This is a genomic window from Limnohabitans sp. (assembly GCF_040400975.1).
In the GTDB taxonomy this organism is placed as follows: Bacteria; Pseudomonadota; Gammaproteobacteria; order Burkholderiales; family Burkholderiaceae_C; genus Limnohabitans_A.
The window spans coordinates 45,285-63,015 of record NZ_JBBAPF010000009.1; the positions used below are offsets into that span (position 1 = coordinate 45,285).

The following is a 17,731-nucleotide window of genomic DNA, read 5'->3' on the forward strand; positions in this document are numbered from 1 at the left end:
TCAATTAACGCTTTTCCAGACCGGCTGGCGGCCAGGACTCGAGTTTCATACCCAATGTCAAGCCGCGTGAGGCCAAGACTTCCTTGATTTCATTCAAGGACTTACGCCCCAAATTAGGCGTCTTGAGCAACTCGTTTTCGGTGCGCTGAATCAGATCACCGATGTAATAAATATTTTCCGCCTTGAGGCAGTTGGCCGAGCGAACGGTGAGTTCGAGTTCGTCCACAGGCCGCAACAAGATCGGGTCAAAACTGCCCGCACCACCGCGGACTGCAGGTGCATCAAAGGCAGACAGCTCGCTGCCTTCCAATTGAGCAAACACAGCCAATTGCTCTACCAAAATCTTCGACGATGCGCGAACAGCGTCTTCGGCAGTGATGGCACCGTTTGTTTCGATCTCGATGACCAACTTGTCCAAGTCAGTGCGCTGCTCAACGCGAGCGCTTTCGACGGTGTAACTCACACGCTTGACGGGTGAGAACGAAGCGTCGAGGACAATACGACCCAAAGCTTTTGTTGGTTCGTCGGCGTAACGGCGCATGCTGCCTGGCACATAACCACGGCCCTTTTCGACCTTGATTTGCATGTCCAGCTTGCCACCTTGTGACAGGTTAGCAATGATGTGCTCTGGGTTGATGATTTCAACGTCGTGAGGCGTTTGGATATCGGCGGCGGTGACTGGGCCTTCGCCATCTTTGCGAAGGCTCAAGGTCACTTCATCACGGTTGTGCAGTTTGAAAACCACGCCTTTGAGGTTCAGCAAAATGTTCACCACATCTTGCTGGACTCCGTCGATGGAAGAGTACTCATGGACAACACCAGCGATGGTCACCTCAGTGGCGGAATAACCCACCATGGAGGACAACAAAACTCGGCGAAGCGCATTGCCAAGTGTGTGACCGTAGCCGCGCTCAAATGGCTCAAGCGTGACTTTGGCACGGTTGGCAGCCAGCTGCTCAACTTGGATCGCTTTAGGTTTCAACAAATTTGTTTGCATTCAGATTTCCTTCTCAATACCCCCGGTTCGTTACACCGGTAAGGCTGATGAAGCGCTCAGTCACAAGGAATGTGACTGAGAACGATCAAAACAGCGAATTAACGTGAATACAGTTCGACGATCAACGATTCGTTGATGTCAGCACCAAATTCGTCTCGATCAGGCACCTTCTTGAAAGTACCCTCGGCCTTGTCCGCATTGACTTCGACCCATGCAGGCATACCAACTTGGGCTGCCAATTGCAGAGCTTCGACCACACGGTTTTGTTTTTTGGATTTCTCACGAACTGCCACAACATCACCGGCTTTCACCAGATACGAAGGGATGTTCACAGATAGGCCATTCACTGTGATGGCTTTGTGAGAAACCATTTGACGGGCTTCAGCACGGGTAGAACCAAAACCCATGCGGTACACCACGTTGTCCAGGCGGCACTCCAGCAAAGCCAACAGATTAGAGCCTGTATTGCCTTTGCGACGATCTGCCTCAGCAAAGTAGCGGCGGAACTGCTTCTCCAAAACGCCATACATGCGTTTGACTTTTTGTTTTTCACGCAGTTGAAGACCGTAGTCTGATGTGCGCTGACCCGAAGTGCGGCCGTGTTGACCAGGCTTGGTGTCAAATTTGGACTTGTCAGCAATTGAGCGACGTGCGCTCTTCAAGAACAAGTCAGTGCCTTCACGGCGAGAAAGTTTGGCCTTGGGGCCTAGGTAACGTGCCACTTGATTTTCCTTTGTGCAGCTGCCGCATCAAAAAAAATGCGGGAGCCAGGCGATGCAAGCAAGGCCTGGCGGTGGGCTTGGTTTGAAATTAAATACGACGACGCTTTTGAGGGCGGCAGCCGTTGTGCGGGACTGGCGTCACATCGGCAATCGAAGTGATGCGAATACCCAAGGCACCCAATGCGCGAACCGAAGACTCGCGACCTGGACCGGGGCCCTTGATCTCGACGTCCAGGTTTTTGATGCCTTGTTCTTGTGCAGCACGACCAGCCACTTCGGAAGCAACTTGAGCAGCAAAAGGTGTCGACTTGCGCGAACCTTTGAAGCCTTGGCCACCTGAAGACGCCCATGACAATGCATTGCCTTGACGATCGGTGATTGTGATGATGGTGTTGTTGAACGAAGCGTGCACGTGAGCAATACCGTCTGCAATGTTCTTGCGGACTTTTTTGCGGACTCGTTGAGCTGCGCTGTTGGATTGTGCTTTTGCCATATTGGTCTCTCAGTCCTGCTTATTTCTTCAGAGCCGCAGCACCTTTGCGCGGTCCCTTGCGAGTGCGTGCATTGGTGCGTGTGCGCTGACCGCGCATGGGCAAACCACGACGGTGACGGAAACCACGGTAGCAACCAATGTCCATCAAACGCTTGATGTTCATGGTCGTTTCGCGTCGCAAGTCACCTTCAATGGTGAAGACAGCGATATGGTCGCGAATTTTTTCCAAGTCTGCGTCGGTCAGGTCCTTGATCTTCTTCGAATAAGCGATGCCAGTGGCTTCGCAAATTTGTCGAGCGCGGGTGCGACCAATACCAAAAATGGCGGTCAAGCCAATCTCAGCATGTTTGTGCGGCGGAATGTTGATGCCAGCGATACGTGCCATTTTCGTCCTCTAAAACTAATTCAATCAGCCTTGACGCTGCTTGTGACGTGGATCGGTACAGATCACACGAACAACGCCTTTACGGCGGATGACTTTGCAATTACGGCAAATTTTTTTCACCGAAGCAGAAACTCTCATGGTTCTCTCCAAAAAACTGATCAAAACTGAGGCGTTGAAGCCAAAGTTAAAAACTCTGACCTTGATTATTGAAATCAAGGAACTCAAATAAACCGAAACAGACCATCAGGACTTGAAACTCGCCTTTTTAAGGAGCGAATCGTACTGCTGGGACATCATGTAGTTTTGAACCTGTGCCATGAAATCCATGGTGACCACCACAATGATCAGCAAAGATGTGCCACCAAAGTAAAACGGAACATTGTATTTCAGAATCAAGAACTCAGGCAGCAAACACACGAACGTGATGTAAGCGGCGCCTACTGCCGTCAAGCGCAACAAGATTTTGTCGATGAACTTGGCCGTTTGGTCACCAGGACGAATTCCAGGAATAAATGCACCGCTTTTCTTCAAATTATCAGCCGTTTCGCGGCTGTTGAAAACAAGAGCCGTGTAGAAGAAGCAGAAGAAAATAATGGCCGCTGCGTAAAACATGACGTAAACGGGCTGGCCTGGGGCCAAGGCGTTTGCCACATCTTTGAAAAAGCGGACCACCGAACTCTCTGACGATCCTGAACTGAACCAACCGATCAATGTTGCGGGCAACAAAATGATGGAAGAAGCGAAGATGGGAGGAATAACACCTGCCATATTGAGCTTGAGCGGCAAGTGCGAAGACTGGCCACCGTAAACCTTGTTTCCAACTTGACGACGGGCGTAATTCACCAGAATCTTACGTTGCCCTCTTTCGACGAACACCACAAAATAAGTCACCAGTCCAACAACCACAATGATCATCATCGAGATCAGAGGGTTCATCGCACCAGTACGGACCAATTCAAACAATCCACCCAAAGCACTCGGCAGACCTGCGGCAATGCCAGCAAAAATCAGAATCGAAATACCATTGCCCAATCCACGCTCGGTGATTTGCTCACCCAACCACATGAGGAACATGGCACCAGCCGTCAGGCTGACCACCGCCGTCATACGGAAACCCATTCCAGGATTGATCACCAGACCTGCGGATGCCTCGAGTGCGACTGCAATACCAAAAGATTGAAAGATGGCCAGACCTAAAGCACCAAAACGTGTGTATTGGGTGATCTTTCGACGACCGGCTTCGCCCTCTTTCTTCATCTGCTCGAAAGTGGGAACCACGTAAGTCATCAGCTGCATCACAATCGATGCGGAGATGTACGGCATGATACCCAGAGCAAAAACAGTAAAACGCGACAACGCGCCGCCGGAAAACATGTTGAACAAGTTCAAAATGCCGCCCTGCTGACCATTGAACAACTGTTTCAGTTGGTCGGGATCAATGCCTGGCACGGGAATGTGCGCACCCATCCGATAAACAACCAGCGCCAACAGCAAGAAAACAAGCCGACGACGCAGGTCGCCGAACTTGCCCGCTTTGGATGTTTGATTAGCAATGGTTGCCACTGTGACTCTCAGTTAACGAGTTTCAGGCCACAGATCCACCGGCTGCCTCGATGGCTGCCTTGGCACCTGCTGTCGCACCAATGCCTGTCAACTTGACAGCTTTGGACAACTCACCTGTATTGATGACTTTGACCACTTTGGCCATTTGACCCACCAGACCGGCTTGTTTCAATGTCAGCACATCGACTTCTGCCAAATCCAGACGAGCCAGTGAAGTCAAAGTGATTTCAGCGTTGTACTTCAAAGTCTGTGACTTGAAACCACGCTTGGGCAAACGGCGCTGCAGAGGCATTTGACCGCCTTCGAAACCCACCTTGTGGTAGCCGCCCGAACGGGATTTTTGACCTTTGTGACCACGGCCTGCCGTTTTGCCCAGACCGGAGCCGATGCCACGACCCACGCGACGGGGTGCGTGCTTAGAGCCTTCTGCAGGCTTGATGCTATTGAGTTCCATCATCGGCCTCTTAGAGAACTTTAACCAGGTAGCTGATCTTGTTGATCATGCCGCGCACTGCGGGCGTGTCTTGCAACTCGCTCACAGAGTTCAGCTTGCGCAAGCCCAAACCGCGCACTGTAGCGCGGTGTGACTCTTTGGTGCCAATCGGGCTGCGAACCAGTTGGACTTTCACAGTTGTTGCTGTCGTCATGTGCTTTCTCCAGTTCAGCCGAACAGCTCTTCAACGGACTTGCCACGCTTGGCTGCCACGTTGGAAGCTGTAGTGCAGTTGGACAAAGCGTCCAAAGTGGCACGAACCATGTTGTAAGGATTGGACGAACCATGGCTCTTGGCCACGATATCGGTGATGCCCACCACTTCGAACACAGCGCGCATAGGACCGCCAGCGATGATGCCGGTACCCTTGGGGGCTGGTGCCATCATGACGCGAGCTGCGCCATGGTGACCGTTCACTGCATGGTGAATCGTGCCGTTCTTGAGGTGAACTTTGGACAAGTTGCGACGGGCTTCTTCCATCGCTTTTTGCACAGCCGCTGGCACTTCTTTCGATTTGCCCTTGCCCATGCCCACTTTGCCATCGCCATCACCGACCACTGTCAATGCTGCGAAACCGAGGATACGGCCACCCTTGACCACTTTGGTCACGCGGTTGACCGCGATCATCTTTTCGCGAAGACCGTCCTCGGGTCCTTCGCTTTGCGGTTTTGCTGTAAATTTAGCCATTTGTAACTCCGATCCGTTTAGAACTGCAGGCCTGCTTCACGGGCTGCTTCGGCCAAAGCCTTGACACGACCGTGGTAAGCGAAACCTGCGCGGTCGAAGGCGACCTTTTCAACGCCAGCCGCTTTTGCTTTTTCAGCAATGCGCTTGCCGATCACCGCAGCTGCGGCGGCGTTGCCGCCTTTGCCAGCAGCACCCAATGCGGTGCGAACTTCGGCCTCTGCTGTTGATGCAGCAGCCAAAACTTTGGTGCCGCAGCCAGAAATAACGCTGGCGTAAATGTGCAGGTTGGTGCGGTTCACGGTCAAACGGGCCACGCCTTGCTGTGCAATGCGGATGCGTGTTTGACGTGCACGGCGGAGACGCTGCTCTTTCTTGGTCATCATGATGCAGCTCCTTATTTCTTCTTGGTCTCTTTGATCGTGATCTTCTCATCCGAATAACGGATGCCCTTGCCTTTGTAAGGCTCGGGAGGACGAACAGCACGGATCTCAGCAGCGATTTGGCCAACACGTTGACGGTCGGCACCCTTGATCACGATTTCGGTCGCAGAAGGGGTGGCCACCGTAATGCCTGCTGGCATATCGATGTTGACGGGGTGCGAATAACCCACAGCGAGGTTCAATTTGGCGCCAGTGGCAGCCGCTTTGTAACCCACGCCGACCAGGCTCAACTTTTTCTCAAAGCCTTTTGTCACACCAGTCACCATGTTGTTCACCAGCTGACGCAAGGTGCCGCTCATGGCATTGGCTTCACGTGAATCGTTGATTGGCGCAAAGCTGAGCTTGCCGCCTGCGTTGCTCACGGTCACCAGCATGCTGGAGGCGATGGCCAGTTGGCCACCAGCGCCCTTCACACTGATTTGATTTTGGTTCACGGACACATCCACACCTGCGGGGATGGTCACGGGCATTTTTGCTACTCGGGACATTCAGTCTCTCCTGCCTTTAAGCGACGTAGCACAGCACTTCGCCACCGACACCGGCTGCGCGCGCTTTGCGGTCGGTCATCACGCCTTGAGGCGTGGTGACAATGGCGACGCCCAAGCCATTTTGGACTTGTGGGATGGCATCACGGCCTTTGTACACGCGCAGGCCAGGGCGGCTCACGCGCTCGATGCGCTCTATGACTGGGCGACCGGCGTAGTACTTCAGGGCAATTTCGAGAACGGACTTGCCGTCTTCGGTTTTGACTTGGAAGCCGTCAATGTAGCCTTCATCTTTCAGCACCTGGGCAATGGCCACCTTCACTTTGGAAGAGGGGACCATCACAGCGGCCTTGGCCACCATCTGTGCATTACGGATGCGGGTCAACAGATCGGCAATAGGATCACTCATGCTCATGTTGTTATCTCCTGCCGATTACCAGCTGGCCTTGGTCACGCCCGGAATGTGGCCAGCAAAGGCTAATTCACGGATTTTGGCGCGACCCAAACCAAATTGACGGAACGTGCCGCGTGGGCGACCGGTGATTTCACAGCGGTTGCGTTGACGGGTCGGGTTGGCGTTGCGCGGGAGCTTTTGCAGACCCAGACGGGCAGCTGCACGCTCTTCATCGCTGCGCTTGAAATCGTTGGCAACGGCCTTCAATTCCGCGTATTTCTTCGCGAATTTAGCTGCCAGTTTTTCACGCTTGAGCTCGCGCTCGATCAAAGCTACTTTAGCCACGTGGCACCTCAGTTCTTGAAGGGGAAGCGGAAAGCTGCCAAGAGCGCTTTGCACTCTTCGTCAGACTTGGCCGTGGTGGTGATGCTGATGTTGAGACCACGCAAGGCATCCACCTTGTCGTACTCAATCTCAGGGAAAATGATCTGCTCTTTGACGCCGATGTTGTAGTTACCGCGGCCATCGAATGCACGACCAGAGATACCACGGAAGTCACGAACGCGAGGCAGCGCCACGGTCACGAAACGGTCCAGGAATTCATACATCTGAACACCGCGCAATGTGACCATGCAGCCAATGGCTTGTTGTTCACGAATCTTGAAACCAGCGATGGCTTTTTTAGCCTTGGTAACCACAGGCTTTTGGCCAGCAATCTTGGTCAAATCGCTCACAGCGTGGTCCATGACTTTCTTGTCAGCGACTGCTTCGGATACACCCATGTTCAGGGTGATCTTGGTGATGCGAGGAACCTGCATGGGTGACTTGTAGCCAAACTTGGCTGTCAAATCGGCAGAGATTTTCTCGCGGAAAAGTTGTTGCAAACGTGCCATGCTCATGCCACCTTGATTTCTTCGCCGCTCGACTTGTAAACACGAACGCGTGTTCCGTCAGCTTGCAGCTTGATGCCCACGCGATCAGCCTTGCCAGTTGCGGCGTTGAAAATCGCCACATTGGATTGGTGAATCGGCATGGCCTTTTCGATGATGCCGCCAGTTGTGCCCTTCATGGGGTTTGGCTTGGCGTGCTTTTTGACGATGTTGACACCGTCAATGACCACGTGCGAGTCAGTGGCGCGTAGCGACACTTTGCCGCGCTTGCCCTTGTCACGACCTGTGATGACGATGACCTCGTCGCCTTTGCGAATCTTGTTCATGGCGAGTCCTTACAGTACTTCAGGAGCCAAGGACACGATCTTCATGAACTTCTCGGTACGCAGTTCACGCGTGACCGGGCCGAAGATACGGGTGCCAATAGGCTCCAACTTGGCGTTCAGCAACACAGCGGCGTTGCCATCGAATTTGATGAGGGAGCCATCGCCACGGCGGATGCCCTTGGCAGTGCGAACCACCACGGCACTGTAAATCTCGCCTTTTTTGACGCGACCACGTGGAGCGGCTTCTTTGATGCTCACTTTGATGATGTCGCCAACACTTGCATAGCGACGCTTAGACCCGCCGAGCACCTTGATGCACAGCACGGACTTGGCGCCGGTGTTGTCGGCCACATCCAACCGAGATTCTGTCTGGATCATTTCTTTGTTCCCAACTTGTATTCTTTGTCTGCCAGCCCAACAGCCAACCAACAAGAATCAGTCTTGGACCCGTCATTCACGCCGCGAACCACTCGCTGCGTTTCAGTTTGGGCAGATACTTACGCCTTTTGCAAAGCGAAGCCTACTATTATGCCAGCAAATAATCGGCGGTGCAACAACTTGAGCAAAATATTTATGAAACAGCGCTTCATTCGCCGTGGCAGCAGGCCAAACCAATGACGGTGGGGCAAACAGCGACAATCGCCGCATCGCACAGTTCAAGATGCCCACCGGCGTCACCTTCGGAGTTTGCAAAGCATGACACACCCAGCGCAGCACATGGCTTTCATCGGCGGCGGCAACATGGCCAGCGCCATCATTGGCGGCCTGATTCGCCAAGGCATGAAAGCCGAACAATTCTCTGTCGTTGAACCTTACCCCGATACAGCGGCCAAACTGCAGCAAGACTTCGGCATCACCGCTTTACCCGCCGCCAGCCCAGCTTTGGCGCAGGCCCACCTGGTAGTCTGGGCCATCAAGCCACAAGTCTTTCACGGGGCCGCCCTTCCCGTCATGCCCTTCACCCGCCAAGCGCTCCACCTGTCGGTGGCAGCAGGTATCCGTACCGACAGCATTTGCCGTTGGGTCGGCACCGATCGTGTGGTGCGCTGCATGCCCAACACACCAGCCTTGGTGGGTCAGGGCATCACGGGACTGTTTCCCTGCCCGTCGGTGACCGCCGCCGACAAAGCCTTGGTGGAGCAAGTCATGGCCACCACGGGGCAATTCGTGTGGGTCGATCAAGAAGCCAAACTGGACGCGGTCACCGCCTTGTCGGGCTCCGGCCCAGCTTATGTGTTTTATTTCCTGGAAGCCATGACCGAAGCTGGCGTGGGCATGGGCCTGAGCGCAGAACAGGCCTACCAACTGGCCGTGGCCACGTTTTCGGGCGCGGCTTCCTTGGCAGCAGCTTCAACGGAGTCTCCTGAAGTCCTGCGCCAACGCGTCACCTCGAAAGGCGGCACCACCTACGCGGCCCTCACCGCCATGGAGGCCTCTGGCATGAAAGCCTCGTTTGTGAAGGCCATGCAAGCGGCCGAAGCGCGTGCGCGCGAACTGGGTGATGAGTTCGGCAAAGCCTGAGCCATGCTGCCCATCTGCGCCGCCAGATGGCTGCGCAGTCTTAGATATATGAGAGCGCGATACCCGCGAACACACTGAACCCGAGCCAATGGTTGAGTCGGAAAGCTTTGAAGCAACCCTCGCGGGTGCGGCCCCGAATCAGGGCGAAATGCCAGCCCACCTGCAAGGCAGCACCCCCCAAGCCCAGCCAGAACCACTGACCGCGCGTGGCTGCCTCCAGCAAAGCGGCCCAAATTGCCAAATACGCCCCATAAAAGCCCATGATGGCCGCCACATCCCAGCGGCCCAGCGTGATGGCCGAGGTCTTCATGCCGATGTTCAGGTCATCGTCGCGGTCCACCATCGCGTATTCGGTGTCGTAGGCCAACACCCAAAACAGGTTGCCAAGCAACAAACCCCAAGCCAATAGCGGCACCTCGCCCTGCACCGCCGCAAATGCCATCGGGATGCCAAAGCTGAAAGCCACGCCGAGCACAGCCTGTGGCATGGACACAAAACGCTTGGCATACGGGTAGACCAGCGTCACCGCCAGCGCCGCAAATGACCAGGCGATGGTGGCCGCATTGGTGGTCAACACCAGGCCAAACGCACACAGCGCCAGCACCACGCCCACGGCGAGCGCCTCTTTCACACCCAAGCGCCCACTGGTCACCGGGCGGTTGGCCGTGCGCTTGACGTGTTTGTCAAAGTCGCGATCGGCCACATCGTTGACGCAGCAACCGGCGCTGCGCATCAAAATGGTGCCCAGGGTGAACACCGCGATCAGGTGCCAGCCGGGAAAGCCGTCCGCGGCCACCCACAGCGCCGCCAAAGACGGCCAAAGCAACAGCAGCCAACCCGCAGGCCGGTTCCAGCGGATCAAATCCAGATACAACTTGAGCTTTGTGGTCACCCGGGGGCCTCAAGACAAACGGGTCACACCAGGCAAGGGGCAGGCATAAATCGCATTGCGCATGGCGGCAATCGCCTCATAGCGGGTGTAGCTGCGCCGCCAGGCCAGCACCACTCGGCGCGTGGGCGGCTTGCCGCCCGCAGGGTCCACGATGGGCAAGTAACGCACAGGCGAGTCATGGCGCCCGCCCGAGCGCTTGTGCACCGGCTTGAGGTCAGGCACCGACAAACGCGGCACCAGCGTCACACCCATGCCCGCCGCCACCATATGCTTGATGGTCTCCAGCGACGAGCCCTCAAAGGTCTTTCGGATGCCATCGGTCTGGCTGGCGTAGCGTGCAAACTCGGGACAGACCTCCAGCACATGGTCTCTGAAGCAATGGCCCGTGCCCAGCAGCAGCATGGTCTCGTTTTTCAGCTGATCGGGCGTGATGGAAGGCTGTGAGGCCAAGGGGTGGTTCAGCGGCAAAGCGGCCATGAAGGTTTCGTCGTAAAGCGGCGCAATGGCCAGACCCGACTCAGGGAAGGGCTCGGCCAAGATCGCGCAATCGATCTCGCCCGTGCGCAGCATCTCGAGCAGCCGCACGGTGAAGTTCTCTTGCAACATCAGCGGCATTTGCGGGATGTCGGTGATGATCTGCCGCACCAGATCGGGCAGCAAATAGGGGCCAATCGTGTAGATCACGCCCAACCGCATGGTGGCCGCCAGCGGGTCTTTGCCCCGCTTGGCGATCTCCTTGATCTCTGAGGCCTGCTCCAGCACGCTTTGCGCCTGGCGCACGATCTCTTCACCCAACAGCGTCACCGAAACCTCGCTGGCGCTGCGCTCAAAAAGCTTGACCTCCAGCTCTTCTTCCAGCTTCTTGATGGCCAGCGACAGCGTGGGCTGCGACACGAAGCACGCCTCGGCCGCCTTGCCAAAGTGCTTTTCGCGGGCCACAGCCACGATGTATTTGAGTTCGGTCAGGGTCATGGTCGGTATTGGAACATCAAGCCTTCAGATACTCGGATTTTCCACCCAGCCATCGGCCAATGTGGCGCTCGGCCAGCTGCGGGTGCCGGTCCAGCATGAGCGGGGCCAGCGCACGCGCCCAGTCCAGCAAGTGCGCGTCGGTCTCCAAGTCGGCAAAGCGCAGCAAAGGCGCGCCCGACTGGCGCGCCCCCAAAAACTCGCCCGGCCCGCGAATTTCCAGATCGCGCCGGGCAATCTCGAAGCCATCGTTGGTCTCCACCATGGCCCGCAGGCGCTCGCGGGCGGTTTCGCTGAGGCGCCCGCCTTCGGGCGTGCCGTACAGCAACACGCAAGCCGACGCCGCCGCGCCACGGCCTACACGGCCGCGCAGCTGGTGCAGCTGGCTCAGGCCAAAACGCTCGGCATGCTCGATCACCATCAGCGAGGCATTGGGCACATCCACCCCCACCTCGATCACCGTGGTGCTGACCAGCACGCCCATCTGCCCGCTGGTGAACAAATCCATCACCGCCTTCTTCTCGGCCACCGGCATGCGCGAATGCAGCAAGCCCACCATCACGCCCGGCAGCGCTTCGCTCAGGTCGGTGTGGGTTTGCGTGGCATTGGTCAGGTCCAGCGCTTCGCTTTCTTCGATCAACGGACACACCCAATACACCTGCCGCCCCTCTTGCAACTGCGCCCCAATGCGCGAGACCACTTCATGGCGGCGGTGGTCCGACACCACGCGGGTCACGATGGGCGTGCGCCCGGGGGGCAATTCGTCAATGACCGACACATCCAGATCGGCGTAATAGCTCATGGCCAGCGTGCGCGGAATGGGCGTGGCCGTCATCATCAGCATGTGCGGCTCCATGCCGGGGGCCTGCATCTTGCCGCGCAAGGCCAAGCGCTGCGCCACGCCAAAGCGGTGCTGCTCGTCAATGACCGCCAGCCCCAGGTTCTTGAACTTGACGTGTTCTTGAATCACCGCGTGCGTGCCCACCACCAGCGCGGCCTCGCCCGACTCGATCAGCGCCAGCATGGCGGCGCGCTCTTTCTTCTTTTGGCTGCCTATCAACCAGGCCACCTTCACGCCCAGCGGCTCCAGCCAGCCAACCAGCTTGGCAAAGTGCTGGGTGGCCAAAATTTCGGTCGGGGCCATCAGAGCGCATTGCCAACCCGCGTCAATCGCCACCATCGCCGCCAGCGCGGCCACCACCGTTTTGCCCGCGCCCACATCGCCTTGCAACAGTCGGTGCATGGGCACATGGCGCGCCAGGTCCTGGGCAATTTCGCGGCCCACGCGCTGCTGGGCATTCGTCAAGGCAAATGGCAAGGCTTTGAGCAACTGGTCGTGCAAAGCGCCGCGCTTCATCTTCAAAGCCGGGGCCCGCAACAAATCGCGCTCGCGCTTGGCGGTCAGCTGCGACAACTGTTGCGCCAGCAGCTCCTCACATTTGAGGCGCACCCAAGCCGGGTGGCTGCGGTCCTCTAGGGCGGCCAGCGACACATCGGGCGTGGGGTGGTGCAAAAACCGCAGCGCATCCCGCAGCGACCAAGCCCCACGCGGGTCGGGCCAAGCGATGCCCGCAGGCATGGTTTCGCTCAGGTCGGCATGGTTCAGGCCCGTGATCACGGCACGCCGCAAATACGCCTGCGCCAGCCCGGCCACCGTGGAATACACCGGGGTCAGCGCCTCGGCCAAATGCCCGCCCGCCGCCTTGAAAGTGGGGTGCATCATGGTCAGGCCCATGAAGCCGCCACGCACCTCGCCACGCGCCCGGATGCGGTTGCCCACCGCCAGCGCCTTTTGGTGCGACGGGTAAAAACTGAAAAACCGCATCACGCAGGTGTCTGAGCCATCGTCCACTGTCACCAAAAGCTGACGGCGCGGCCGCATCGTGATCTCGCAAGCCGTCACCGTCGCCTCGATCTGCGCCGTGTCGCCCTCGCGCGCATCGCGCAATTTGACGATGCGGGTCTCATCCTCGTAGCGCAGTGGCAGGTGCAGCGCCAAATCAATGTCGCGCTTCAGGCCCAGCTTGATCAGCGCTTTTTGGGGGGCGCTGAGGGTTTTGGCGGGCGTTTTGACGGCCGCTGGAACGGGCTGGTTTGGCATGGCGTGATTGTGCCGTGACACGGGCCATGCAGCAGCAGGTTTTCAAACGTATGCTTCGGGCACAATCGCCGTTTTCATTTCCACGGGCCTGTCAAGCCCAAGCACCATGTCCTCTTCCGCCTCCCCTCGCGCCTTCACGCTCAACGATTTCGACTTTGAGCTGCCCCCCGAACTGATTGCCCAACACCCTGCTGCCGAGCGCAGCGCCTCGCGCCTACTGGACGGCGCGCCCGGGGCGATCACCGACCGGATTTTTCGCGATCTGCCGGGCCTGCTCAACCCGGGCGACTTGCTGGTGTTCAACGACACCAAGGTGGTCAAGGCCCGCATCTTTGGCGAGAAGGCCAGCGGCGGCAAGCTGGAGCTGCTGATCGAGCGCGTGCTGCAGGGCCACCAGGTGGTGGCGCACATGAAGGTGAGCAAAAAACCTTTGGTGGGCGGCAAGATGCATCTGGCAGGCGGCGCGCGCCACGGTGGTTTTGATGCCGTGCTGCTGGGCCGCTGGCCCGATGAAAACGGGCAACTTTTCCATTTGCAGCTGAGCGACGAGCCGCACGCCTTGATGGAAAAGCACGGCGTGGTACCGCTGCCCCCGTATATTGAGCGCCCTGCGGGCTCGGGTGACCATGCCGACACCGAAGAAGACCAACAGCGTTACCAGACCGTGTTTGCGCGTGCACCCGGCGCGGTGGCGGCGCCCACGGCGGCGCTGCATTTTGACGAGGGGGTGTTGTCAGCCCTGGCGGCGCGTGGCGTGCAGACCGCCAGCGTCACGCTGCATGTCGGCGCGGGCACCTTCCAGCCGGTCAAGACCGAGAACATTGCCGAGCACACCATGCACAGCGAGTGGTACGAGGTGCCCGAAGCCACGCAGCAAGCCATTGCGGCCTGCAAGGCACGCGGTGGCCAGGTGGTGGCGGTGGGCACCACCACCGTGCGCACGCTGGAGTCGTGGGCCAAGTTTGGCCAGGCCAGCGGCGACACCGAGATTTTCATCACGCCGGGCTTTGAGTTCAAAGTGGTGGACCGCCTGATCACCAACTTCCACCTGCCCAAAAGCACGCTGATGATGCTGGTGAGCGCCTTTGCGGGTTACGAGCACATCATGGGCCTTTACCGGCACGCGATGGCGCAGAAGTACCGGTTTTTCAGCTACGGGGATTCGATGCTGCTGACGCGCACAGCGCCAGCATCTCAGGCCAGCTGAAGAAACACCCGCCCACCCTCCACCTTGACCGGCCAAGTCTTGGCCGGTTCGGTGGCGGGGCCACAGGCCACCGAGCCGTCACGCAGGCTGAACTGGGCCTGGTGAAAGGGGCATTCCACATGGTCGCCTTCGACAAATCCGTCGCACAGCTTGGCGTTGCCGTGGGTGCACAGGTTGTGGATGGCGAAGACTTCACCTTCCACGCTGAACAGGGCAATGTCTTGGCCCTCGGGGGCGACGGCGATGCCTGCGCCTTCAAACAAATCGGCCTCGGCGGCCACGTCAGTCCAGTGGGTCATGCTCATATCGGGTAAATGATGGCGTTGGGGATCATTTCGCTGTCGTACACGCACAGGCGCTCGGCGAACTTCAAGCCCTCTGGGGTGGGCACGATGGTGTCGATGTAGCGCCCCACATTGAACACGGTGCTTTCTTTGTCCAGCTTGGTGCGGAACACCGCGTAATTGGCTTCGCTGTGGATGATGCCGTTCTCGACCCGGCGCACCAGGGGGGCGCCCACCACATGGCGTTGGTAATACGGGTCGTGGTACAGCGTTTCCTGAATGCCGTAGACGCGGTCTTTCAACATGCCTTTGCTGGTGAACGACAAGGTGCACAGCGGAAAGCCGCGCTCATGGTTTTCTCGCGGGATGAGTTTGTAAACGCATTGCTCGGTAAAGAATTCGGGCCACAAATCCCATTGGCCGCTGTCCACGGCCAGGGCGTAATCGGCGTACAGGCGGCCCAGGGCCATGTGGGTTTCAAAACTCACCATGGGGATCGTGCTCATGGGGTTCATGCCTCCATCACTTTGCGCCAGTATTCGTACATGCCCCGAATCAGGGTCTCGGTCACCATGTGATCGGTCTCGCCCACATCGCGCCCACCCAGCTCCACCAGCATGCGGTGCTCGGGTTTGGTCTCGAAGGCTTGCTGCGAAAACTCGATCACCTCGCCGTCGTCTGCGCTCACAAAACCTGCAGGGCCAAACAGGTTGGACTGGCGAAGGCGGCGCTCGGTCATCTCGGGGGTGTCGTCTTCAAAGCCGAAGTGTGTCCACACAAAGTCAAACGCGCCATGCCCGTCGGGCTGGATGTGGCGGGTGGACACGCTGTTGACCTGCTGCTGAAAAATCACGCTGGGGAACAGCGTCATCATCACGGCCGTGGGCATCTGGTCTTCCATCTGCCACCAGCCCTCGGGCACGATGTCCAGAAAGCTGGCGTCGTGCAGCTTCATGCTTTCTTTGAAGCTGCTCACTTGTGTGACCTGCGAGGCCTGGCCCGTGGCCTGGCCCGCGCTGCCCCGGGTCGAGATCATGGCGGCGTGGCGGTGGTGCGCGTCCATGCGCAGCTCGCTCTTGTTGTCTGCGCGCCAAAGGCCAAAGGTCACAAACCAGGTGTGCAGCAAGCCGGGGTGATAAGGGTCTTTGATGTTTTCCTGCATCAGCTTCCAGTTGCCCGGGATGCGCTGGCGGTTGTAGCCCAGTACCACCAGCTTGCGGCCGTTGAACAGGCGGTCAAAGTATTTCAGAATGGTCGGGCCCATGAAGTCTTCGAGCGACTCCACGTTGTGGTCAAACGCCGCGAACACCACACCACCCCGGGTGGCGACTTTCAGGGCCGTGAGGCCGTGGTCTTTGGGGTCAAAGTCGGCGGGCATGCCGCCGTTGACTTTGCCGTCTTGGCGCACCCCGCGCCGAAACGGCACGCCCTGCAAATCGCCCTTGAGGCTGTAGCTCCACTGGTGATAAGGGCAGACAAACTCTTTTTTGTTGCCATGGCGTTCGCGGCAAAACTGCATGCCCCGGTGGGCGCAGACGTTTTCCACCACATGGATTCGTCCGTCGGTGGCCCGCGTCATGATGACCGAACGCTCGCCCACCACGGTGCGCTTGAAGTCCCCGGGGTTGGGCACTTCGGCCTCCAGGCCTACATAACTCCAGTGGCTGTTGTAAAAGAAGCGTTCCAGCTCCTTCTTGTGCAGCGCCTCGTCGGTGTACACGGCAAACGGGACGCGGCTGGTACCGGGCGTTTCCCAGTGGATGGGGTGTTCGGTCATGGTGAGCCCTCAAATTTCTTGATGCGGATCATGCGCAAAGCTTTGAATTTCGTAAATCGAATTTCAAAGATAATCATTATTCAAATTTCAAATACCACCGAAGATGGACCTCGCCCGCCTCGACTTGAACCTGCTGCTGGTGTTTCACCACCTGCTGCGCGAAAAACGCGTCTCGGCGGTGGCCACGGTGCTGGGCATGAGCCAGCCCGCCGTGAGCAGCGCATTGGGCCGGCTGCGCACCAGTCTGGACGACGACTTGTTTTTGCGCACCCAGGGCGGCATGGTGCCCACGCCCTATGCCTTGCAGCTGGCCGAGCCGGTGGCCGCAGCGCTCGACGGCCTGCAGCAAGCGCTGCAGGTGCGTGCTTCTTTTGACCCGACCACCAGCGCGCGCCGCTTCAGCTTGGCCATGACCGACGTGGGCGAGATGTATTTCCTGCCTGTGTTGATGGACGCACTGGCCCAAAGCGCACCCGGCGTCACGCTGAACGTGGTGGCGGTGACCAGCGCCAGCCTGGGCGATGACATGGCCACGGGCCGCACTGACCTGGCGCTGGGCCTGCTGCCGCAGTTGCAAGCAGGCTTCTTTCAGCAAGCGCTGTTTCGCCAGCCCTATGTCTGCCTGATGCGCGAAGGCCACCCACTGGCCAATGCGCCCAGCTTGGCACTCGCCGACTTTGCCGCTGCCGAGCATGTGCGGGTGATCGCTGCGGGCACGGGGCACGGACGGATCGACGAGGCCATTGCCGGAGCGCTGGAGCAAGAGAGCTTGCAAAGACGCATTCGCCTGACGGTGCCGAACTACGTGGCCTTGGGCGATGTGCTGGGACATTCCGATCTGATCGCCACCGTACCCGAGCGCTTTGCACAGCGCGTGACCCGCCCATTTGCGCTCACCACCCGGCCTTTGCCGCTGACGGTGGAAGGCAGCGTGATTCACCAGTTTTGGCACGCCCGCCTGCACAAAGACCCGGGGCACCAGTGGTTACGAGTGCTGGTGGCGCAATGCTTTGGTGATGGCAGCAAGGCCAGCGCAGAACAAATGGCCTGAGTTTTTTTGCAGAATCGCTCACAGGGTGAGCTCCTACAATTCAGGCCTTAGCTT

General features: G+C 58.1%; 25 protein-coding genes. 3 read left to right on the top strand and 22 right to left on the bottom strand.

The features are described 5' to 3' along the window. Nucleotides 1-4 precede the first annotated feature (4 nt). The 16 genes from ABWQ00_RS07410 to rplN all read right to left on the bottom strand — a co-directional run bounded on the left by ABWQ00_RS07410 (nucleotide 5) and on the right by rplN (nucleotide 8,253). On the bottom strand, nucleotides 5-997 hold the full coding sequence (locus ABWQ00_RS07410; RefSeq protein ID WP_353238033.1) for a DNA-directed RNA polymerase subunit alpha: 993 nt from the start codon (nucleotides 995-997) through the stop codon (nucleotides 5-7). A 98-nt stretch (nucleotides 998-1,095) separates the two neighbouring features. Beyond that, the gene (rpsD, locus tag ABWQ00_RS07415) at nucleotides 1,096-1,719 is read right to left on the bottom strand and encodes a 30S ribosomal protein S4 (RefSeq protein ID WP_353238034.1); all 624 of its coding nucleotides are present in this window, start codon (nucleotides 1,717-1,719) and stop codon (nucleotides 1,096-1,098) included. An 88-nt stretch (nucleotides 1,720-1,807) separates the two neighbouring features. After that, the gene (rpsK, locus tag ABWQ00_RS07420; protein ID WP_019427456.1) at nucleotides 1,808-2,212 is read right to left on the bottom strand and encodes a 30S ribosomal protein S11; all 405 of its coding nucleotides are present in this window, start codon (nucleotides 2,210-2,212) and stop codon (nucleotides 1,808-1,810) included. Nucleotides 2,213-2,231: 19 nt separating this feature from the next. Further along, nucleotides 2,232-2,597 (bottom strand): 30S ribosomal protein S13, encoded by a 366-nt coding sequence (rpsM, locus tag ABWQ00_RS07425; protein WP_019427455.1) that lies wholly within the window; start codon nucleotides 2,595-2,597, stop codon nucleotides 2,232-2,234. Nucleotides 2,598-2,621: 24 nt separating this feature from the next. Beyond that, nucleotides 2,622-2,735, bottom strand: coding sequence for a 50S ribosomal protein L36 (rpmJ, locus tag ABWQ00_RS07430; protein WP_028820150.1), 114 nt, complete (start codon nucleotides 2,733-2,735; stop codon nucleotides 2,622-2,624). A 105-nt stretch (nucleotides 2,736-2,840) separates the two neighbouring features. Then, nucleotides 2,841-4,160, bottom strand: a complete 1,320-nt coding sequence (secY, locus tag ABWQ00_RS07435) for a preprotein translocase subunit SecY (protein ID WP_353238035.1) — start codon at nucleotides 4,158-4,160, stop codon at nucleotides 2,841-2,843. A 22-nt stretch (nucleotides 4,161-4,182) separates the two neighbouring features. Beyond that, nucleotides 4,183-4,614, bottom strand: coding sequence for a 50S ribosomal protein L15 (rplO, locus tag ABWQ00_RS07440; RefSeq protein ID WP_353238036.1), 432 nt, complete (start codon nucleotides 4,612-4,614; stop codon nucleotides 4,183-4,185). A gap of 10 nt (nucleotides 4,615-4,624) precedes the next feature. Continuing rightward, nucleotides 4,625-4,807, bottom strand: a complete 183-nt coding sequence (gene rpmD, locus ABWQ00_RS07445) for a 50S ribosomal protein L30 (protein ID WP_353238037.1) — start codon at nucleotides 4,805-4,807, stop codon at nucleotides 4,625-4,627. Between the two features lie 14 nt (nucleotides 4,808-4,821). Next, complete coding sequence (rpsE, locus tag ABWQ00_RS07450; RefSeq protein WP_353238038.1) at nucleotides 4,822-5,340, bottom strand: 30S ribosomal protein S5; 519 nt, start codon at nucleotides 5,338-5,340, stop codon at nucleotides 4,822-4,824. Between the two features lie 17 nt (nucleotides 5,341-5,357). Next, complete coding sequence (gene rplR / locus ABWQ00_RS07455) at nucleotides 5,358-5,723, bottom strand: 50S ribosomal protein L18 (protein ID WP_353238039.1); 366 nt, start codon at nucleotides 5,721-5,723, stop codon at nucleotides 5,358-5,360. A gap of 11 nt (nucleotides 5,724-5,734) precedes the next feature. Next, a complete protein-coding gene (gene rplF / locus ABWQ00_RS07460) occupies nucleotides 5,735-6,268 on the bottom strand; it encodes a 50S ribosomal protein L6 (RefSeq protein WP_353238040.1) in 534 nt (177 codons plus the stop codon). A gap of 16 nt (nucleotides 6,269-6,284) precedes the next feature. After that, complete coding sequence (gene rpsH / locus ABWQ00_RS07465; RefSeq protein WP_019427448.1) at nucleotides 6,285-6,680, bottom strand: 30S ribosomal protein S8; 396 nt, start codon at nucleotides 6,678-6,680, stop codon at nucleotides 6,285-6,287. Between the two features lie 18 nt (nucleotides 6,681-6,698). Next, a complete protein-coding gene (rpsN, locus tag ABWQ00_RS07470; RefSeq protein ID WP_026039637.1) occupies nucleotides 6,699-7,004 on the bottom strand; it encodes a 30S ribosomal protein S14 in 306 nt (101 codons plus the stop codon). Nucleotides 7,005-7,012: 8 nt separating this feature from the next. After that, nucleotides 7,013-7,552: a 50S ribosomal protein L5 gene (gene rplE, locus ABWQ00_RS07475; protein ID WP_353238041.1), complete on the bottom strand. Its 540-nt coding sequence runs from the start codon at nucleotides 7,550-7,552 to the stop codon at nucleotides 7,013-7,015. A 2-nt stretch (nucleotides 7,553-7,554) separates the two neighbouring features. Further along, nucleotides 7,555-7,875: a 50S ribosomal protein L24 gene (gene rplX, locus ABWQ00_RS07480; RefSeq protein WP_353238042.1), complete on the bottom strand. Its 321-nt coding sequence runs from the start codon at nucleotides 7,873-7,875 to the stop codon at nucleotides 7,555-7,557. Between the two features lie 9 nt (nucleotides 7,876-7,884). Beyond that, a complete protein-coding gene (gene rplN / locus ABWQ00_RS07485) occupies nucleotides 7,885-8,253 on the bottom strand; it encodes a 50S ribosomal protein L14 (RefSeq protein WP_019427444.1) in 369 nt (122 codons plus the stop codon). A gap of 318 nt (nucleotides 8,254-8,571) precedes the next feature. On the opposite strand from rplN, the gene proC reads away from it, so the two are divergent. Next, entirely contained in the window at nucleotides 8,572-9,396 is an 825-nt protein-coding gene (gene proC / locus ABWQ00_RS07490; protein WP_353238043.1) for a pyrroline-5-carboxylate reductase, read from the top strand. Nucleotides 9,397-9,436: 40 nt separating this feature from the next. Here proC and ubiA read toward each other — a convergent pair whose 3' ends face one another. Genes ubiA through recG form a run of 3 tightly spaced genes read right to left on the bottom strand, consistent with a single transcriptional unit; the run spans nucleotide 9,437 to nucleotide 13,358 of the window. Next, nucleotides 9,437-10,288: a 4-hydroxybenzoate octaprenyltransferase gene (ubiA, locus tag ABWQ00_RS07495; RefSeq protein WP_353238044.1), complete on the bottom strand. Its 852-nt coding sequence runs from the start codon at nucleotides 10,286-10,288 to the stop codon at nucleotides 9,437-9,439. Between the two features lie 9 nt (nucleotides 10,289-10,297). Beyond that, nucleotides 10,298-11,260: a LysR substrate-binding domain-containing protein gene (locus ABWQ00_RS07500; protein WP_353238045.1), complete on the bottom strand. Its 963-nt coding sequence runs from the start codon at nucleotides 11,258-11,260 to the stop codon at nucleotides 10,298-10,300. A 16-nt stretch (nucleotides 11,261-11,276) separates the two neighbouring features. Beyond that, the gene (gene recG / locus ABWQ00_RS07505) at nucleotides 11,277-13,358 is read right to left on the bottom strand and encodes an ATP-dependent DNA helicase RecG (protein WP_353238046.1); all 2,082 of its coding nucleotides are present in this window, start codon (nucleotides 13,356-13,358) and stop codon (nucleotides 11,277-11,279) included. A 106-nt stretch (nucleotides 13,359-13,464) separates the two neighbouring features. Here recG and queA point away from each other — a divergent pair, with 106 nt between their 5' ends. Beyond that, nucleotides 13,465-14,565, top strand: a complete 1,101-nt coding sequence (gene queA / locus ABWQ00_RS07510; protein ID WP_353238047.1) for a tRNA preQ1(34) S-adenosylmethionine ribosyltransferase-isomerase QueA — start codon at nucleotides 13,465-13,467, stop codon at nucleotides 14,563-14,565. Here queA and ABWQ00_RS07515 read toward each other — a convergent pair. From ABWQ00_RS07515 to ABWQ00_RS07525, 3 genes are read right to left on the bottom strand one after another with little or no spacing between them, the layout of a single operon-like run. Then, nucleotides 14,553-14,870 (bottom strand): non-heme iron oxygenase ferredoxin subunit, encoded by a 318-nt coding sequence (locus ABWQ00_RS07515; protein ID WP_353238048.1) that lies wholly within the window; start codon nucleotides 14,868-14,870, stop codon nucleotides 14,553-14,555. The genes queA and ABWQ00_RS07515 overlap by 13 nt on opposite strands. After that, entirely contained in the window at nucleotides 14,867-15,355 is a 489-nt protein-coding gene (locus ABWQ00_RS07520; RefSeq protein ID WP_353238049.1) for an aromatic-ring-hydroxylating dioxygenase subunit beta, read from the bottom strand. The genes ABWQ00_RS07515 and ABWQ00_RS07520 overlap by 4 nt, the downstream gene beginning before the upstream one ends. A gap of 5 nt (nucleotides 15,356-15,360) precedes the next feature. Continuing rightward, the gene (locus ABWQ00_RS07525; protein WP_353238050.1) at nucleotides 15,361-16,626 is read right to left on the bottom strand and encodes an aromatic ring-hydroxylating dioxygenase subunit alpha; all 1,266 of its coding nucleotides are present in this window, start codon (nucleotides 16,624-16,626) and stop codon (nucleotides 15,361-15,363) included. A 103-nt stretch (nucleotides 16,627-16,729) separates the two neighbouring features. On the opposite strand from ABWQ00_RS07525, the gene ABWQ00_RS07530 reads away from it, so the two are divergent. Further along, on the top strand, nucleotides 16,730-17,677 hold the full coding sequence (locus ABWQ00_RS07530; protein WP_353238051.1) for a LysR family transcriptional regulator: 948 nt from the start codon (nucleotides 16,730-16,732) through the stop codon (nucleotides 17,675-17,677). Nucleotides 17,678-17,731: the final 54 nt, after the last annotated feature.

Coding starts and splice junctions, on each gene's coding strand:
- rpsM (WP_019427455.1), bottom strand. CDS start 2,597: ATGGCACGTATCGCTGGCATCAACATTCCGCCGCACAAACATGCTGAG.
- ABWQ00_RS07410 (WP_353238033.1), bottom strand. CDS start 997: ATGCAAACAAATTTGTTGAAACCTAAAGCGATCCAAGTTGAGCAGCTG.
- rplE (WP_353238041.1), bottom strand. CDS start 7,552: ATGGCACGTTTGCAACAACTTTTCCGCGAGAAAATCTCTGCCGATTTG.
- proC (WP_353238043.1), top strand. CDS start 8,572: ATGACACACCCAGCGCAGCACATGGCTTTCATCGGCGGCGGCAACATG.
- rpsE (WP_353238038.1), bottom strand. CDS start 5,340: ATGGCTAAATTTACAGCAAAACCGCAAAGCGAAGGACCCGAGGACGGT.
- ABWQ00_RS07500 (WP_353238045.1), bottom strand. CDS start 11,260: ATGACCCTGACCGAACTCAAATACATCGTGGCTGTGGCCCGCGAAAAG.
- rpsK (WP_019427456.1), bottom strand. CDS start 2,212: ATGGCAAAAGCACAATCCAACAGCGCAGCTCAACGAGTCCGCAAAAAA.
- ABWQ00_RS07520 (WP_353238049.1), bottom strand. CDS start 15,355: ATGAGCACGATCCCCATGGTGAGTTTTGAAACCCACATGGCCCTGGGC.
- rpmD (WP_353238037.1), bottom strand. CDS start 4,807: ATGACGACAGCAACAACTGTGAAAGTCCAACTGGTTCGCAGCCCGATT.
- recG (WP_353238046.1), bottom strand. CDS start 13,358: ATGCCAAACCAGCCCGTTCCAGCGGCCGTCAAAACGCCCGCCAAAACC.
- ABWQ00_RS07530 (WP_353238051.1), top strand. CDS start 16,730: ATGGACCTCGCCCGCCTCGACTTGAACCTGCTGCTGGTGTTTCACCAC.
- ABWQ00_RS07525 (WP_353238050.1), bottom strand. CDS start 16,626: ATGACCGAACACCCCATCCACTGGGAAACGCCCGGTACCAGCCGCGTC.
- rpsH (WP_019427448.1), bottom strand. CDS start 6,680: ATGAGCATGAGTGATCCTATTGCCGATCTGTTGACCCGCATCCGTAAT.
- rplO (WP_353238036.1), bottom strand. CDS start 4,614: ATGGAACTCAATAGCATCAAGCCTGCAGAAGGCTCTAAGCACGCACCC.
- rplR (WP_353238039.1), bottom strand. CDS start 5,723: ATGATGACCAAGAAAGAGCAGCGTCTCCGCCGTGCACGTCAAACACGC.
- rpmJ (WP_028820150.1), bottom strand. CDS start 2,735: ATGAGAGTTTCTGCTTCGGTGAAAAAAATTTGCCGTAATTGCAAAGTC.
- rplX (WP_353238042.1), bottom strand. CDS start 7,875: ATGAACAAGATTCGCAAAGGCGACGAGGTCATCGTCATCACAGGTCGT.
- queA (WP_353238047.1), top strand. CDS start 13,465: ATGTCCTCTTCCGCCTCCCCTCGCGCCTTCACGCTCAACGATTTCGAC.
- rplF (WP_353238040.1), bottom strand. CDS start 6,268: ATGTCCCGAGTAGCAAAAATGCCCGTGACCATCCCCGCAGGTGTGGAT.
- rplN (WP_019427444.1), bottom strand. CDS start 8,253: ATGATCCAGACAGAATCTCGGTTGGATGTGGCCGACAACACCGGCGCC.
- ABWQ00_RS07515 (WP_353238048.1), bottom strand. CDS start 14,870: ATGAGCATGACCCACTGGACTGACGTGGCCGCCGAGGCCGATTTGTTT.